Here is a 15855-nt window from a genome sequence, read left to right as displayed (position 1 = left end):
TCGCACAGCTCGGTGAAGTCCTACAACAACCACATCGGCGTGCCGCTGACGCTGGCGCGCATGCCGCGCGACACCGAGCGGGCGGTGTTCGAGATCGGCATGAACCACGCCGACGAGATCGCGCCGCTGTCGCGCATGGTGAAGCCGCATGTGGTGGCGATCACCACTGTGGGCCCGGTGCATGTGGAGAGTTTCCCGGACGGCGAGGCTGGCGTTGCGCGCGCCAAGGCGGAGATCTTCGCGGGCCTCGAGCCTGGCGGCTTAGCCGTGCTGAACGCCGACAACGTCTGGTTCGATTTCCTGAACCGCGAGGCGCTGACCGCCGGCGCCCAGGTGCGCGCCTTCGGTTCAGGGCCGAATGCGGTCGCCTCGCTGATCGACTTCCAGCCCAGGGCGGGCGGCGCGGTCGTCACCGCGCGGATGGATGACGAGCGACTAGAATTCCCGATCCGCCAGAGCGGGTTCCACTGGGGGCTGAACAGCCTGGCGGTGCTGCTGATGCTCGAGGCGCTGGACGTCACGCGCGACGACGCGCTACGGGCCCTGGAGGCTTTCGAACCGCTGGAGGGACGCGGCGCCGAGCGTGACGTTCGTATCGCCGGCGGCGCCTTCACCCTGATCGACGATAGCTACAACGCCAATCCGATCTCCATGGCCGCGGCGCTGGCCTCGCTCGGCGCGCGCCAGGCCAAGGGGCGGCGGATCGTCGCGCTGACCGACATGCTGGAACTGGGCGAGGAGGCTCCCGCCTACCACGCCGCCGTAGCGAAAGCCGTCGAAAGCGCACGCATCGACCAGGTGTTCTGCGCCGGGCCGCTGATGAAGCATCTCTGGGACGCCCTTCCGCCGACTCGTCGTGGGCGCTACGGCGAGACCGCGGCCGAAATCGCGCCGCAGGTCGCCCATGCCGCAGAGCCTGGCGACCTGGTGATGGTGAAGGGCTCCAATGGATCGAAGGCCGGCGTCATCGCCCAGGCCCTCGCCGCGCTGGACGCCGCGCCCAGGGAGGCCGGCTGATGTTCTATTGGCTCTATGAGCAGCTGTCGGCGGCGGGACACGTTCCCGTCTTCAACATCTTGAAATACCTAACCTTCCGCACCGGGATGGCGATCTTCACGGCGCAGCTCGTGGTGGTCGCGCTGGGCTCGCGGTTCATCCGCTTCATGCAGGCCAAGCAGGGCCGAGGCCAGCCGATCCGCAGCGACGGCATCGAACGCCACATCGTCGAAAAGGCCGGCACGCCGACCATGGGCGGCATGATGATCCTGGCCGGGCTGATCGTCTCCACCTTGCTATGGGCCGACCTGCGCAATCCCTACGTCTGGGCGGTGCTGCTGGTGACCTCCGGATACGGCGTGCTGGGCTTCCTCGACGACTACGCCAAGGTCACCAAGCAGACCACGGCCGGCATCTCCGGCAAGGTCCGCCTGGTGCTGGAGGTGCTGATCGCGGTGGCCGCGGTGTGGATCATCATCACCTTCGGCGCACGCCCGCCGGAACAGCCGCACCTGGCGACCTCCGTGGCCTTCCCGGTGTTCAAGGGCCTGCTGGTCGACATGGGTTGGTGGTACCTGGCGTTCGGGGCCTTCATCATCGTCGGCGCCGCCAATGCGGTGAACTTCACCGACGGGCTGGATGGGCTCGCCACGGTGCCGGTGATGATCGCCGCCGCCGCCTTCGGCCTCATCGCTTACCTGGTCGGCAACTTCGTGTTCGCCGGCTACCTGCAACTGCACTTCGTGCCGGGCGTGGGCGAGGTGGCGGTGTTCTGCGGCGCGATCATCGGCGCTGGCCTTGGCTTCCTCTGGTACAACGCACCCCCCGCCAAGATCTTCATGGGCGACACCGGCTCCCTGGCGCTGGGCGGCGCTGTGGGCGCGGTCGCGGTCGCCACCAAGCACGAGATCGTGCTGGGCGTGATCGGCGGACTGTTCGTGCTCGAGACCCTGTCGGTGATGATCCAGGTGGTCTCGTTCAAGCTGACGGGGCGCCGGGTGTTCCGCATGGCCCCGATCCACCACCATTTCGAGAAGCTCGGCTGGTCGGAATCCACCGTGGTGATCCGCTTCTGGATCATCGCGGTGATGCTGGCGCTGCTGGGCCTCGCCACCCTGAAATTGCGTTAGGGAGGCGGGACGAAACCCCATGGTTCCGGTGCGCGGGTTCGAAGGCAGGAAGGTGGCGGTGTTCGGTCTCGCCCGCACCGGGCTTGCGGCCGCGCGCGCCCTGATCGCCGGCGGCGCGCAGGTGGCGCTGTGGGACGAGAAGGCCGCCGCGCGCGACGCCGCCAAGGCCGAGGGCTTGCCGCTCGAGGACCTGACCACCGCCGACTGGAGCGACTACGCCGCGATCATGCTGTCGCCGGGCGTGCCGCTGACCCATCCGACACCCCACTGGACGGTGGAGAAGGCCAAGGCCTCCGGCGTCGAGATCGTCGGCGACATGGAGTTGTTCGCCCGCGCGGTGAACGCCGCCCCCGAACACAAGCGCCCCAAGGTAATCGCGGTCACCGGCACCAACGGCAAGTCGACGACGACGGCGCTGCTGGGCCACATCTGCAACGTCGCCGGGCGCGACACCCGGGTCGGCGGCAACATCGGCCTGGGCGTGCTGGGTCTGGAGGACATGCACGGCGGCGCGGTCTACGTGCTGGAGATGTCGTCCTATCAGCTAGACCTGACGTCGAGCCTGAAGGCCGACTCCGCGGTGCTGCTGAACGTCTCGCCCGATCATCTCGACCGTCACGGGAGCATGGAGGGCTATGTGGCCGCCAAGCGGCGCATCCTGCTCAACCAGGGCAAGGGCGACACTGCGGTGATCGGCGTCGACGATCCCTGGGGCCAGCGGATCTGCACCGAGGTCACCGCCGCCAACCGCCGCACCATCGTGCCGATCTCCGCCAGCAAGGCGATGGGCCGCGGGGTCTATGCACTGCAGGGCCTGCTGTACGACGCCACCGGCGAGCGCGCCGTGGAGATCGTCGACCTGCTGCGCGCCCGTTCGCTCCCGGGCCGTCATAACTGGCAGAATGCGGCAGCCGCCTACGCCGCGGCCCGCGGCGTCGGCATTCCGGCGGAGGACGCGGCCGAGGGACTGATGACCTTCCCGGGCCTCGCCCACCGCATGGAGACCGTGGGCCATGTGGGGCGCGTACGCTTCGTCAACGACTCCAAGGCCACCAACACCGACGCCGCCCGCCAGGCGATGTCGAGCTATCCGAAGTTCTTCTGGATCGCCGGCGGCCAGCCCAAGGCCGGCGGCGTCGAGGGGCTCTCCGATCTCTTCCCACGCATCGAGAAGGCCTATCTGATCGGCGAGGCCGCGCCGGCCTTCGCCCAGACGCTGCGCGGCAAGGCCGAGTTCGCCGAGTGCGGGACCATCGCCACGGCTGTGGCCCGCGCCTACGCCGACGCCTCGGCCAGCGGCCAGGACGCGGTGGTGTTGCTGTCGCCGGCCTGCGCCTCGTTCGACCAGTTCACCGATTTCGAGGCCCGCGGGGAGGCGTTCCGCGCCGCCGTGGAATCCCTGGGAAAGCTTGAAGCCAAAGGAGCGCGCGCATGAGCGCATCCCCAGCCCACGCCTTCGCCCGCAGCGACCGCTCGCCGGTCGGCGTGTGGTGGTGGACCATCGACCGCTGGCTGCTGGGCGTCGTCGCGGTGTTGATCGGCCTGGGCGTGCTGCTGTCGTTCGCCGCCAGCCCCGCGGCGGCCGCGCGGATGAACGTCGGCGACCCGTTCCACTTCGCCGTGCGCCAATGCGTGTTCGCCATGGGCGCCGCGGTGATCCTCGTGGGCGTCTCGATGCTGGAGGTGAAGGCGATCCGCCGGGCGGCGTTCTTCATCTATCTGGCGGCGATCGCGGTGATGATCGCGCTGCCGTTCATCGGCCACAACGCCAAGGGCGCGACGCGCTGGCTGGAGCTGGGCGGGTTCACGCTGCAGCCGTCGGAATTCATGAAGCCGGCGCTGATCATCCTGGTCGCCTGGATGTTCTCCGAGGGCCAGAAGGGCCAAGGCGTGCCCGGCGTGACCATCGCCTTCGCGCTCTATCTGGTGTCGGTGGGCCTGCTGCTGATCCAGCCGGACGTGGGCCAGACCGTGCTGATCACCGTGGCGTTCGGCGCCGCGTTCTGGATGGCCGGCGTGCCGCTGTCGTGGGTGATGCTGCTGGCGGGGGCGGCGCTGGCGATGCTGTCCAGCACCTATTTCCTGTTCGGCCACGTGGCCAGCCGGGTGAACCGCTTCCTCAGCCCCGACAAGGCCGACACCCATCAGGTCGACCGCGCCGCCGAGGCCATCGCCGCCGGCCATGTCTTCGGTCGCGGCCCGGGCGAGGGCGTGATGAAGCGCCACGTCCCCGACCTGCACACCGATTTCATCTATTCCGTCGCCGCCGAGGAGTACGGGCTGGTCTTCTCACTTTTGCTGATCTCGCTGTTCGCCTTCGTGGTGATCCGCGGGCTCTACAAGGCGATGAAGCTGTCGGACCCGTTCGAGCAGGTGGCCGCAGCCGGCCTTTTCGTGCTGGTCGGCCAGCAGGCGTTCATCAATGTCGCGGTGAACCTCAACCTGATTCCGACCAAGGGCATGACCCTGCCATTCATCTCCTACGGCGGCTCCTCGATGCTGGCCATGGGCCTGACTTTGGGCATGGCGCTGGCGCTGACGCGGCGGCGACCCGGCGCCTACACCCAGGGCGACGGGCTGGCCAAGGGCGGCGGTTTCACCTAGTCCGGCGGCCATGCGCAAGATCGCCGTCGTCGCCGCCGGGGGCACCGGCGGACACCTGTTCCCCGCCCAGGCGCTGGCCGAGGCGCTGATCGCACGCGGCTGGCGCATCGTTCTGGCCTCCGACGCCCGGGTCGCCGCCTTCGCCGAGGACTTTCCTGCGGAACAACGCATCGGCCTGTCGGCGCGCACCTTCCGCCGCGGCGACCCTGTCGGCATGGCGCAGGCGGGCCTGGCGATCGTCGGCGGCGTCATGCAGGCGCGCCGGGCGTTCAAGGTGATCGATCCCGCCGTCGTAGTGGGCTTCGGCGGCTATCCCTCGGTGCCGGGCCTGCTGGCCGGGATCACCCAGGGCCGACCGACCGTGGTGCATGAACAGAACGCGGTGATGGGCCGCGCCAACCGCCGCCTGGCCGCCCATGTGACCACCGTCGCCTGCGCCTTTCCCGTACTGCAGAAGGCTCCGCCTAAGGTCGCCAAACGCGCCATCGTGGTCGGCAATCCGGTGCGGCCCGAAATCCGAGCCATCGCCGAGGCGCCTTATGAGACGCCGAAGCCCGAAGGGCCGCTACGCCTGCTGATCACCGGCGGCAGCCAGGGCGCGCGGCTGATCTCTGAGCTTGTGCCCAACGCCATCGCCGCCTTGCCGGAGAGCTTGCGCGACCGCTTGTCGGTGCAGCAGCAGACGCGGCCGGAATCCATGGAGATCGCCCAGAAGATCTACGCTGACGCCCGCGTCGAGGCGGAGATCGCGCCGTTCTTCCGCGACATGGCCGGGCGGCTAAAGGCGGCGCATCTGGTGATCGGCCGCTCGGGCGCGGGCAGCGTCTGCGAGTTCGCGGCGGCCGGGAAGCCGGCGATCCTGATCCCACTGGCCATTGCGCTGGACGACGACCAGGGCCAGAACGCCCGCCTTCTGGCCGACGCGGGGGGCGCGGAAATCCTGCGCGAGAGCGCGCTTACGGTCGACAGCCTGCGGGAAGTGCTGGCCCGCCTGCTGGGCGATCCAGCCACCCTGGCCAGGATGGCGGTCGCCTCGCGCTCGGTCGCCAAACCGGACGCCGCCGAACGCCTCGCCGACGTCGTGGAGCAAACCGCGCAAGTCCGCTAAGGCATGGCCATGAACCGACGTCCCGTCCCCTTCGAACTCGGCCCGGTGCACTTCATCGGCATCGGCGGCATCGGCATGAGCGGCATCGCCGAGATCATGCTGCGCATCGGCTACACGGTGCAGGGGTCCGATGCGCGCGCCAGCGCCAACACCGAGCGACTGGAGAAGCTGGGGGTCAGGGTGTTCATCGGCCAGGACGCGGCCAACGTCGAACACGCTTCGGCGGTGGTCTATTCGACGGCGATCAAGGCCGACAACGTGGAGATGGCCGCGGCGCGCGAACGTCGCCTGCCGCTGGTCCATCGGGGCGAAATGCTCGCGGAGCTGACCCGCCTTCATTACTCGGTGGCGGTGGGCGGCACCCACGGCAAGACGACGACGACGTCGATGGTGGCGGCGTTGCTGGACGCCGGCGGGATGGATCCGACCGTGGTCAATGGCGGGATCATCAACGCCTATGGCACCAACGCCAAGGTCGGCGAGGGCGACTGGATCGTCGTCGAGGCCGACGAGAGCGACGGCACCTTCCTGAAGCTCAAGTCGACCTGTGCGATCGTCACCAACATCGATCCGGAGCACCTGGACCACTACGGCGACTTCGACTCGGTGAAGCGGGCGTTCCAGCAGTTCGTCGAGAACGTGCCGTTCTACGGCTTCGCCGCGGTGTGCACCGACCATCCCGAGGTGCAGGCGATGGCCGCGCGGGTCGAGAACCGCCGGGTGATCCCCTACGGCGTCAATCCGCAGGCCGAGGTGCGGGCCGAGAACATCACCATGGGGCCGGACGGCTCGCGCTTCGATGCGGTGTTCGATCCTCACGACCCACAGATCCAGGTGGAGCGCTGGGACGACCTGCACCTGCCGATGGCCGGCCACCACAACGTCATGAATTCGCTGGCCGCCATCGCCGTCGCGCGCGAGCTGGGTGTGGGCCAGGACAACATCCGCAAGGGGTTGACCGGGTTCGCGGGCGTCGGACGGCGGTTCACCACCGTGGGCGTGGCGCGCGGCGTGCGGATCATCGACGACTACGGTCACCATCCGGTGGAGATCGCCGCAGTGCTCCGTGCGGCGCGCGCAGTGACCAGCGGGCGGGTCGTGGCGGTGGTCCAGCCGCACCGCTATTCGCGGCTGCACGACCTGTTCCAGGAATTCTGCGCCTGCTTCAACGACGCCGACGTCGTGGTGGTCTCCGACGTCTACACCGCCGGCGAGACGCCGATCGAGGGGGCCAATCGCGACGCCCTGGTGGAAGGCCTGCGCCGCTTCGGCCATCGTCGCGCCCTGCCGTTGTCAGGCGCCTACGACCTCGCCCGCGTGGTGGGCGAGGAAGCGCGCGAGGGGGATCTCGTCGTTTGCCTCGGCGCCGGCGACATCACCGCCTGGGCGCATGCGCTGCCGGCGCAGCTCGAGGCCCAGGCCCAGCCCGCGGCATGAGCTGGCGCGACCGCCTGCCGCCTGTGCGGGGAACGTTGCTGCGTGACGAGCCGTTGGCGCCGTTCACGTGGTTTCGTGTGGGCGGACCCGCCGAGCTCGTTTTCCTGCCCGAAGACGAGGATGATCTGGCCGGCTTCCTGGCCGGCCTGGACCCGGGCGTGCCGGTGACGCCCCTGGGCGTCGGCTCCAACACCCTGGTGCGCGACGGCGGGGTCGAGGGCGTGGTGATCCGCCTCGGCCGCGGCTTCGCTAAGGTCGAGCCGCGGGGTGAGACGCAGATCTTCGCCGGAGCCGCCGTGCCGGACGCCATCGTCGCACGCGAGGCGGCGAGGGCTGGGATCGCGGGGCTGGAGTTCTACCGTGGCGTGCCTGGCGCGATCGGCGGCGCCTGCATCATGAACGCCGGCTGCTACGGCGCGGAGACCAAGGACGTTCTGGTTGAAGCCTACGCGGTGACCCGCGCAGGCGAGCGGCTGACGCTGTCCAACGTCGAGATGGCGTTCAGCTATCGCAAGTCGGCTAGGGCGGCGCAGGGCGACCTGATCGTCACCGGCGCGCTGTTCCAGGGGACGCCCGACGAACCCGCCGCCATCGAGGCGCGGATGGGCGAGATCACCGCCAAGCGCGAGCAGTCGCAGCCGATCCGCGAGAAGACCGGCGGCTCGACGTTCAAGAACCCGCTCGGACGGTCGTCGTGGAAGCTGATCGACGACGCGGGCTGGCGCGGCAAGCCGTTCGGCGGGGCGATGTTCTCGCCGCTGCATACGAACTTCCTGATCAATACCGGCGAGGCGAGCGCCGCCGACCTGGAAGGTCTGGGCGAGGCGGTGCGGGCCGACGTGAAGGCCAAGTTCGGCGTCGAGCTGGAGTGGGAGATCAAGCGGATCGGTCGGCCTGCCTGATCGCACCTTGAGCGGCCTGGACATCGATCCGGGGCACGGGCCAAGCTGAGCGCCCGCCCAATACTCCGATGTGAGCGCGCCATGAAGTCCAGCATGAACCTTCCGCTTGCCGCTCTGGCCATGGGCCTGGCGCTCGCAGCGCCGGCCGCGGCCCAGAACCTGGCGGCCGGCGCGGTCGAGGTGCGCGAGCGCGCGCTGAAGGACACCACCGCTTGGGATCTGGTGGAGTCGTTGACCACCGAGATCGGCGCCCGCCCGACCGGGTCGCCCGCCATGGAGCGCGCCAAGGACTGGGGTGTCGCCAAGCTGAAGGCGCTGGGGTTCCAGAACGTCCATGCGGAGCCCTTCGTGGCCGGCGCCTGGACGCGCGGCCCCGAGAGCGCCGAGGTCGTCGCGCCCTACGCCCAGAAGCTTCAGATCCTTGGGATGGGCCGATCGCCTTCGACGCCGCGTGGCGGAATCGAAGGCGAGCTCGTGTTCTTCGACTCGCTGGAGGCGCTGACCGCGGCGCCCTTAGGCTCGCTGAACGGGAAGATCGCGGTGATCAACCAGCCGATGCTGAAGGCGCAGGACAGCTCCGGCTACGGCTTCCTCAACCGCAACCGCACGCGCGGGCCGGGGGAGGCCTCGAAACGCGGTGCGGCGGCCTTTCTGGTGCGCTCGCTGTCGACCGACGACACGCGCTTACCGCACGCCGGCGCCCTGACCTGGCCGGAAGGCGTCAAGCCGATCCCGGCCGCGGCGCTGTCCGTGCCCGACGCCCAACTTCTCGACCGCATGGCGGCGCGCGGCGCGCCCGTGCGCGTGCGGCTGAACATGACTTCGACCATGACCGACAAGGCGCAGGCCTGGAACGTGGTGGGCGAGATCCCGGGTTCCACGCCAGGCGAGGTCGTGGTGGTCGGCGGCCATCTCGATTCGTGGGATGCCGGCACCGGCGCGATCGATGATGCGGCCGGCGTCGCCATCACCACTGCGGCGGCCAAGCTGGCGGGCTCGGCGCCCGGCGGCCTGCGCCGCACGCTCCGCGTGTTGATGTGGGGCGCCGAGGAGATGGACTACAGCGGCGCGGCCTACGCCGAAGCGCATAAGGACGAGGTCGCTGCCATGGTGATGGTGGGCGAGAGCGACACCGGTCCGGGGCCGATTTGGCGGGTGCGCCTGCCCAAGGGTTCCCTCCAGCACCCGGCGATGCGGGCGTTCACCGCAGCGCTGGCGCCGCTCACCGTGGTGGTCGCGCCCGAGCCCTCGACCTTCGGCGGCTCCGACGTGGCCGGCCTGATCAAACTGGGCGCGCCGGTGGCGAGCCTGAGCCCCGATGCGACGCGTTATTTCGACCTGCACCATTCGGCCGACGACACACTCGACAAGATCGACCCGCGCGACCTCGCCCAGAGTGTCGCAGTGTGGGCGAGCCTGCTCTATGCGGTGGGCGCCAGCGACGTGGACTTCCGCGCGCTGGCGAGCCAGTAACCGCGCGTTCGACACCCGACTCTCAAGAGGATTCCCATGGCCCTGCCGCTCGCCGGACACCACGTCGCCGTCCTGCTGGGCGGGCTGTCGTCAGAGCGTGAGGTCAGTCTCGTGTCGGGCGCGGCCTGCGCCGACGCCCTCGAGCAGTTGGGCGCGAGGGTGACCCGGGTCGACGCGGGCCGGGACCTGGCCGCAGTGCTGACCAGCCTGAAGCCCGACGTCTGCTTCAACGCCTTGCACGGAGAATGGGGGGAGGACGGCTGCGTCCAGGGCGTGCTGGAGACGCTGGGCCTGCCCTACACCCACTGCGGGGTGCTGGCCTCGGCCCTGGCGATGGACAAGGCCAAGTCCAAGGCGGTGCTTGCGGCGGCGGGCGTCACAGTGCCGGGCGGCGGCCTGTTCAACCGCTTTGAGGCGGCGGCCTCCCATGTGATGGCGCCGCCCTACGTCGTGAAGCCCAACGCCGAGGGCTCCTCCGTGGGCGTGTTCATCGTGCAGGAGGGCGCCAACACCCCGCCGCAGGAGATCGCCGAACCCTCCTGGACATACGGCGAGGAGGTGATGATCGAGCCCTATGTGCGCGGCAAGGAACTCGCCGTCGGCGTCATGGACGGCAAGGCGATGACGGTCACCGAGATCATTCCCCGTTCAGGATTCTACGACTTCCACGCCAAGTACGGCGAAGGCGGTTCGGAGCACGTTATTCCCGCCAACTTGCCGATAGAAGTCTTTGAAAAGGCGATGAGACTGGCCGAGCGCGCCCATGCGGCGCTGGGTTGCCGCGGGGCGACCCGTTCGGACCTGCGTTATGACGACATTAACGACATTCTGGTCCTTCTGGAGGTGAACACGCAGCCCGGCATGACGCCCACCTCGCTCGTCCCCGAGCAGGCGGCGCATCAGGGCGTGCCGTTCGACCGTCTGGTGCTTTGGATAACGGAGGACGCCTATGCCCGCAGCTCTGCGGGGGGGATCGCGAACGCAGGCGAAACCCCGGGTAAAGGCGCCCGCTAGTTCCCCGAAGTCGCGGGCTCAACAGAGCCGCGGCGGCGTCTACACGCCTGGCAAGCTGGGCACGGCGCAAGGCGTCGGACTGTCTCCCCATCATGCGCTGCTGGCCGCCGGCGGCGTGCTGGCGGTGGCGCTGATCGCCACCCTGGCCACCGGTCATCGCGGCGAGAGGGCCGGCGCCGACATCTCGGCGCGGATCGACAAGATGTTCGCCAGCCTGGGCTTTCGGGCGCGCGCCGTGCACGTCGAAGGCGCCTCGGCGCTGGCGATGCCGGACATCCTGCAGGCGGCGGGCGTCTACAAGGATCAGCCGCTGCTGGGCATGGACCTGGAAGCGATGCGCAAGCGCGTCGAACAGGTCGGTTGGGTCAAGCAGGCGCGGATCGTGCGCCTGTTGCCCGACACCCTGGTGGTGGCGGTGGTCGAGCACAATCAACTGGCTGTCTGGCAACACAGCGGCAAGAGCCTGGTGGTCGACGACCACGGCCGGGTGATCCCTGAGGCGGACGCGGGGCGCTTTCCGGGCTTGCCCCTGGTGGTCGGCGAGGGCGCCAACGAGCACGCGCCGGAGATCCTGCCGGCCATCGCCCAGCGTCCGCGCTTGAAGGATCGACTGGAAGCCCTGGTGCGCGTCGACGACCGCCGCTGGGACCTGAGGATGAAGGACGGATCGCTGGTGCAGCTGCCGGCGGTCGGAGAACAAGAGGCGCTGATGCAGCTGGACCAGCTCGATCAGCGCACGCGGATCCTGGAGCTCGGTTTCGAGCGCATCGATCTGCGCGATCCGGATATGGTGGCCGTTCGGCCGCGCGACGGGGCCCTTCCGGGCCAGCTCGTCGCCGGCGGGGCGTGAGGGACTTGGTGGGTGGAGCGGTGAAATTGGCGACGCGGGTCGAGGAACGTAAGGACACTCGCGAGGGCCTGAAGGCCGCGCTGGGACGTGCGCCGGTCATGGCGGCGGTGGATCTGGGAGCCTCGAAGGTCACCTGTTTCATCATGAAGCCGGAGGGCGTTCGTCGCGCGGACCGCACCCTGACGTGCGCCGGCGTCGGCTACGTGCAGTCACGCGGCGTGCGCAGCGGCGCGATCGTCAATCTCGACGAAGCCTCGGAGGCGATCGCCCAGGCGGTAGAGCGGGCCGAGAACGTCGCGGGTGTGAACGTCCAGGGCGTCACGGTCGCGACCTCGGGCGGGCAGTTGACCAGCAGCCGGGTCGCCGGGCGCGTTTCGCTGGGCGCCAAACCGATCTCCGACAACGACCTGGTGCGCGGCATCCAGGCGGCGCTGGGCCAGATCCGTCTGCCCGGCCGTCGCGCGGTGCATATTCTGCCGATCGCGTGGGCGGTGGACGGGCAGGGCGGGGTGCGCGATCCGCGCGCCATGTTCGGCCGCACGCTGAGCGTCGAACTGCTGGTGGTTTCGATCAGTGAGGCGGTGATCCAGACGTTGGCGGCCAGCGTCGAGCGCGCTCACCTGCAGTTCGAAGGCGTGGTGGCGGCGCCGTTCGTCTCGGCGCTCGCGGCGCTGGAAGAAGACGAGATGGACCTGGGCGCGGTCTGCATCGACATGGGCGGCGGATCGACCTCGGCGGCGGTGTTCTCCGGCGGCAGCGTAGTCCACGTGGACACCATTCCGGTCGGCGGACTGCACGTCACCCAGGATATCGCTCGCGGCCTTTCGACCTCGATCGCCGGCGCAGAGCGGATCAAGACCCTGCACGGTTCGGCCATCGCCTCGGCCAACGAGGACCGTGAGATGATCGAGGCCCCGCCGCGCGGCGACGACCCCGGCGCAGGCCCCGTGGTCGCGCCCCGGTCGCTGCTGAAGGGCATCATCGCGCCGCGGGTCGAGGAGACGCTGGAACTGCTGCGCGACCGGCTGAAAGCGTCGGGCGCGCCGATCGAAGCCGGCGCGGGCATCGTGCTAACTGGCGGCGCTTCGCAACTGGCTGGCGTGCGTGAAGTGGCCGTGCGGGTATTCGACCGTCCCGTTCGGCTTGGACGGCCCCGCCGCGTGCCGCACCTGGCGGACGCCGCCTCGGGGCCAGCGTTCTGCGCGGCGGCCGGCGTACTGCATCGTTCGGCCTTCGGGCCGCGCGAAGCGGTGTCGGCCAGGGCGCTTGCGTCGGCCAAGCTGCGCCGCGAGGCTCTGGACCCTGGCGCCAACCCGGTCGCCAAGGCCGCAGCCTGGTTGCGTGAAAATCTTTAGCCGCCAGGTTGTCGCAGCAGCGCGCTGGAAACATGCGCTACGCCTTGCGCAGCAAGAAAAATGAGCTGTTTGCGCGGGTCGACGGACCTCCGAGTCAGTGTATGCGGTTAACTCGCAATTAAGGATGCTGGTCGCCTAGTTAACCCATCCTGAAGGATGCGTCGGCAACGCGGGTCGCCGGCGCCTTGCATTGAATCTGGCGGAGGACGCAGGCCCCATGGCAATCGCACTTTCAGCGCCGCGGGCGACGGAATTGAAGCCGCGCATCGTGGTGTTCGGCGTCGGCGGGGCCGGCGGCAACGCAGTCAACAACATGATCGAGGCCGGCCTCGAAGGGGTCGAGTTCGTCGTCGCCAACACCGACGCCCAGCAACTGGCGTTCTCCAAGACCGACCGTCGCATCCAGCTTGGCGTGCAGGTGACCCAGGGCCTGGGTGCGGGCGCGCATCCGGAAGTCGGCATGAGCGCGGCCGAGGAGTCGATCCCCGAGATCGGCGAGAACCTCGACGGCGCCCACATGATCTTCATCACCGCCGGCATGGGCGGCGGCACCGGCACCGGGGCCGCCCCGATCATCGCCAAGTGTGCGCGTGAACGCGGCATCCTGACCGTCGGCGTGGTTACCAAGCCCTTCACCTTCGAAGGCCGCCACCGCATGCGGCTGGCCGACGCGGGCATCGCCGAGCTGCAACGCTACGTCGACACCCTGATCGTCATCCCGAACCAGAACCTGTTCCGCGTCGCCAACGAGCGCACGACCTTCGCCGAAGCCTTCGGCATGGCCGATCAGGTGCTGCACTCCGGCGTGCGCTCGATCACCGACCTGATGGTGCTGCCCGGCCTCATCAACCTCGACTTCGCCGACGTCCGCACGGTCATGACCGAAATGGGCAAGGCGATGATGGGCACGGGCGAGGCGACCGGCGACGATCGCGCGCTGATGGCCGCCCAGAACGCGATCCAGAACCCGCTGCTGGACGAAGTGTCGCTGAAGGGCGCCAAGGCCGTGCTGGTCAACGTCACCGGCGGCATGGACATGACCCTGCTCGAAGTCGACGAGGCCGCCAACGCGATCTCCGAACAAGTCGACCCGGAAGCCAACATCATCTTCGGCGCGGCTTTCGATCCGTCGCTGGAAGGCGTGATCCGCGTTTCGGTGGTCGCCACCGGCATGGACGGCGCAGCGATCGCCGCCACCGACCCGCGTCGCGAACGCGCTCCGCTGACCGCCCCGCCGCTGCGCGTCGACAGCCTATCGGAGCCCTTCCGCGCGAGCTATGTGGAGCCTCGCGCTGCAGTGCAGCAAGCTCAGTACGCCTCGCCCGCGCCGCGTGAGCCTGAGCTGAGCTACGATCCTCCGGTGGTCGCCGCTCCGCAGGCTCCGGAACCTGCGCCGGTCGCGACCTATCGCCACGATGAAGAGCAGGGCGACCTGCTGTCGACCCCGGCGGCTGCGCCTGTTCCGGCGCCGCAAGCGGTCGCACCTGCGCCCCAGATCACCCGTCCGATCACCCGCATCGTCGATCCGGCGGTGGCTGAAGCCGAGGACGAACCGCTGTTCCCGAGCCATGCCTACGACGATCGTCGTCAGCAGCGCGGCGGGTTCATGAGCCTGTTCAGCGGCCGCCCGCGCTACGACGCGCCGCCTCCGCCGGCCCCTCGCGCGCAACCGGCTCGCGGCGGCGCACAGCCGGAGCCGATGCCCGAGGAACACATCTCCGACCAGCAGGACGATCTGGAGATTCCGTCGTTCCTGCGCCGGCTCGCCAACTGATTAACGAACAGCGTTAAGGTATCTTCAGGTTTTCGCGCCGATCCTGAGATTCGCGCACTCTGACCTCGCCCCGGAGCTCGCTCCGGGGCGTTTTGGTTTGGTGGCGTGACCACCTTGAGAGTGCTTGAGCGTCGCTTCCCGGCCTTCGCCAAAAAGGCGAAACAGTTCGAAACAGGAAGTGTTTTGCGGCGCCGCAGCATAGGCCCTATTCGGCACACAGGCGCATCGCGCCCGCAGTGGTGAATGAGAGTACAGGAAGGCGGCAGACGTGGCCCCATCGGCGTTCCAGCACACCGTCCAAGGTCCCGCCGTCTTCGCAGGCGTCGGGGTCCACACCGGCGCCCACACCAGGGTCACGGTGCGCGCTGCTGCGCCCGACACCGGCATCGTCTTCATCCGCACCGACGTGACCGACCGTGACAACCGGCTGCGCCCGACGGGCGAGGCGGTCTGCAGGACCCAACTCGGCACCGTCATCGAAAACGCCGCCGGCGTGACGCTCTCGACCATCGAGCATCTGATGGCGGCTTTGGTCATGCTGGGCGTCGACAACGCCCAGGTGGAGATCGACGGACCCGAGATGCCGATCATGGACGGCTCGTCGCTGCCGTTCGTCCAGGTGCTGGACCGGGCAGGGCGGCGGGCGCAATCCGCGCCGCGTCGTTACATCGAGATCCTGGAACGTGTCGAAGTGCGCGACGGCGACAAGCGCGCAAGCCTCGCGCCCGCCGACAGCTTCGAGACGGCGTTCGAGATCGCCTTTGATTCGGCGGCGATCGGCCGTCAGCGCGTCGACCTGAAGATGGACGAGGCGGCTTTCCGTAAAGAGCTGGCGAATTGTCGGACGTTCGGCTTCCTGCACGAGGTCGAGGCGCTGCGGGCGATCGGCCTGGCGCGCGGCGGCTCGATGGACAACGCTGTGGTGATCGAGGGCGACCGCATTCTCAACCCGGAAGGCCTGCGTCGCCCGGACGAATTCGTGCGCCACAAGACGCTCGACGCCATCGGCGACCTGTTCGTCCTGGGCGGTCCGGTGATCGGCCGATTCGAAGGCGTGTTAGCCGGCCACGGCATGAACAACGCCCTGGTCCGCGCGCTGCTGGCCCGGCCGAACGCCTGGCGTTGGCGCAGTCTGGTGCTGGACGTGGCCGAAGCGGTCTGAGTCCCGATTTGCGCCAGCGATAGGCTGGTGTAGAAGCAGGCTCGCTGCGC

The 15855-nt window shown here is 69.1% G+C and carries 13 protein-coding genes; all 13 read left to right on the top strand.

The window, feature by feature from the left end; genetic code table 11:
* On the top strand, nucleotides 1–1017 hold a 1017-nt coding region (gene murF / locus Q8R27_RS08745), incomplete at its 5' end, for a UDP-N-acetylmuramoyl-tripeptide--D-alanyl-D-alanine ligase (RefSeq protein WP_305698651.1).
* Complete coding sequence (gene mraY, locus Q8R27_RS08740; protein WP_305698650.1) at nucleotides 1017–2126, top strand: phospho-N-acetylmuramoyl-pentapeptide-transferase; 1110 nt, start codon at nucleotides 1017–1019, stop codon at nucleotides 2124–2126. The genes murF and mraY, both read left to right, overlap by 1 nt.
* 19 nt (nucleotides 2127–2145) lie before the next feature.
* The gene (murD, locus tag Q8R27_RS08735) at nucleotides 2146–3561 is read left to right on the top strand and encodes a UDP-N-acetylmuramoyl-L-alanine--D-glutamate ligase (protein WP_305698649.1); all 1416 of its coding nucleotides are present in this window, start codon (nucleotides 2146–2148) and stop codon (nucleotides 3559–3561) included.
* Complete coding sequence (ftsW, locus tag Q8R27_RS08730; RefSeq protein WP_305598035.1) at nucleotides 3558–4730, top strand: putative lipid II flippase FtsW; 1173 nt, start codon at nucleotides 3558–3560, stop codon at nucleotides 4728–4730. Before murD ends, ftsW begins: the two co-directional genes overlap by 4 nt.
* Nucleotides 4731–4740: 10 nt before the next feature.
* Nucleotides 4741–5838 (top strand): undecaprenyldiphospho-muramoylpentapeptide beta-N-acetylglucosaminyltransferase, encoded by a 1098-nt coding sequence (gene murG, locus Q8R27_RS08725; protein WP_305698648.1) that lies wholly within the window; start codon nucleotides 4741–4743, stop codon nucleotides 5836–5838.
* Between the two features lie 3 nt (nucleotides 5839–5841).
* Nucleotides 5842–7275: a UDP-N-acetylmuramate--L-alanine ligase gene (gene murC / locus Q8R27_RS08720; RefSeq protein WP_305698647.1), complete on the top strand. Its 1434-nt coding sequence runs from the start codon at nucleotides 5842–5844 to the stop codon at nucleotides 7273–7275.
* Complete coding sequence (gene murB / locus Q8R27_RS08715) at nucleotides 7272–8177, top strand: UDP-N-acetylmuramate dehydrogenase (RefSeq protein ID WP_305698646.1); 906 nt, start codon at nucleotides 7272–7274, stop codon at nucleotides 8175–8177. The genes murC and murB overlap by 4 nt, the downstream gene beginning before the upstream one ends.
* 93 nt (nucleotides 8178–8270) lie before the next feature.
* Nucleotides 8271–9650: a M20/M25/M40 family metallo-hydrolase gene (locus tag Q8R27_RS08710; RefSeq protein WP_305698645.1), complete on the top strand. Its 1380-nt coding sequence runs from the start codon at nucleotides 8271–8273 to the stop codon at nucleotides 9648–9650.
* A gap of 36 nt (nucleotides 9651–9686) precedes the next feature.
* Nucleotides 9687–10664: a D-alanine--D-alanine ligase gene (locus Q8R27_RS08705; RefSeq protein ID WP_305698644.1), complete on the top strand. Its 978-nt coding sequence runs from the start codon at nucleotides 9687–9689 to the stop codon at nucleotides 10662–10664.
* Nucleotides 10600–11514 carry a cell division protein FtsQ/DivIB gene (locus Q8R27_RS08700; RefSeq protein WP_305698643.1) on the top strand — a complete coding sequence of 305 codons (915 nt, stop codon included), beginning with the start codon at nucleotides 10600–10602 and terminating at the stop codon, nucleotides 11512–11514. The genes Q8R27_RS08705 and Q8R27_RS08700 overlap by 65 nt, the downstream gene beginning before the upstream one ends.
* A 98-nt stretch (nucleotides 11515–11612) precedes the next feature.
* Nucleotides 11613–12869, top strand: a complete 1257-nt coding sequence (gene ftsA, locus Q8R27_RS08695) for a cell division protein FtsA (RefSeq protein WP_305698653.1) — start codon at nucleotides 11613–11615, stop codon at nucleotides 12867–12869.
* Nucleotides 12870–13086: 217 nt separating this feature from the next.
* On the top strand, nucleotides 13087–14643 hold the full coding sequence (gene ftsZ, locus Q8R27_RS08690) for a cell division protein FtsZ (RefSeq protein ID WP_305698642.1): 1557 nt from the start codon (nucleotides 13087–13089) through the stop codon (nucleotides 14641–14643).
* 268 nt (nucleotides 14644–14911) lie between these two features.
* Nucleotides 14912–15805: a UDP-3-O-acyl-N-acetylglucosamine deacetylase gene (gene lpxC, locus Q8R27_RS08685; protein WP_305698641.1), complete on the top strand. Its 894-nt coding sequence runs from the start codon at nucleotides 14912–14914 to the stop codon at nucleotides 15803–15805.
* Nucleotides 15806–15855 lie beyond the last annotated feature (50 nt).

Origin of the sequence: Phenylobacterium sp. (genome assembly GCF_030697305.1) — a bacterium.
In the GTDB taxonomy this organism is placed as follows: domain Bacteria; phylum Pseudomonadota; class Alphaproteobacteria; order Caulobacterales; family Caulobacteraceae; genus Phenylobacterium.
This window is presented reverse-complemented; position numbering and strand designations above follow the sequence as displayed.

Excerpts from the sequence above, each read along its gene's own strand:
- Q8R27_RS08700 (WP_305698643.1), top strand. The coding sequence starts at position 10,600 with ATGCCCGCAGCTCTGCGGGGGGGATCGCGAACGCAGGCGAAACCCCGG.
- ftsA (WP_305698653.1), top strand. The coding sequence starts at position 11,613 with ATGGCGGCGGTGGATCTGGGAGCCTCGAAGGTCACCTGTTTCATCATG.
- murD (WP_305698649.1), top strand. The coding sequence starts at position 2,146 with ATGGTTCCGGTGCGCGGGTTCGAAGGCAGGAAGGTGGCGGTGTTCGGT.
- ftsW (WP_305598035.1), top strand. The coding sequence starts at position 3,558 with ATGAGCGCATCCCCAGCCCACGCCTTCGCCCGCAGCGACCGCTCGCCG.
- murG (WP_305698648.1), top strand. The coding sequence starts at position 4,741 with ATGCGCAAGATCGCCGTCGTCGCCGCCGGGGGCACCGGCGGACACCTG.
- mraY (WP_305698650.1), top strand. The coding sequence starts at position 1,017 with ATGTTCTATTGGCTCTATGAGCAGCTGTCGGCGGCGGGACACGTTCCC.
- Q8R27_RS08705 (WP_305698644.1), top strand. The coding sequence starts at position 9,687 with ATGGCCCTGCCGCTCGCCGGACACCACGTCGCCGTCCTGCTGGGCGGG.
- Q8R27_RS08710 (WP_305698645.1), top strand. The coding sequence starts at position 8,271 with ATGAACCTTCCGCTTGCCGCTCTGGCCATGGGCCTGGCGCTCGCAGCG.
- murC (WP_305698647.1), top strand. The coding sequence starts at position 5,842 with ATGGCCATGAACCGACGTCCCGTCCCCTTCGAACTCGGCCCGGTGCAC.
- murB (WP_305698646.1), top strand. The coding sequence starts at position 7,272 with ATGAGCTGGCGCGACCGCCTGCCGCCTGTGCGGGGAACGTTGCTGCGT.
- ftsZ (WP_305698642.1), top strand. The coding sequence starts at position 13,087 with ATGGCAATCGCACTTTCAGCGCCGCGGGCGACGGAATTGAAGCCGCGC.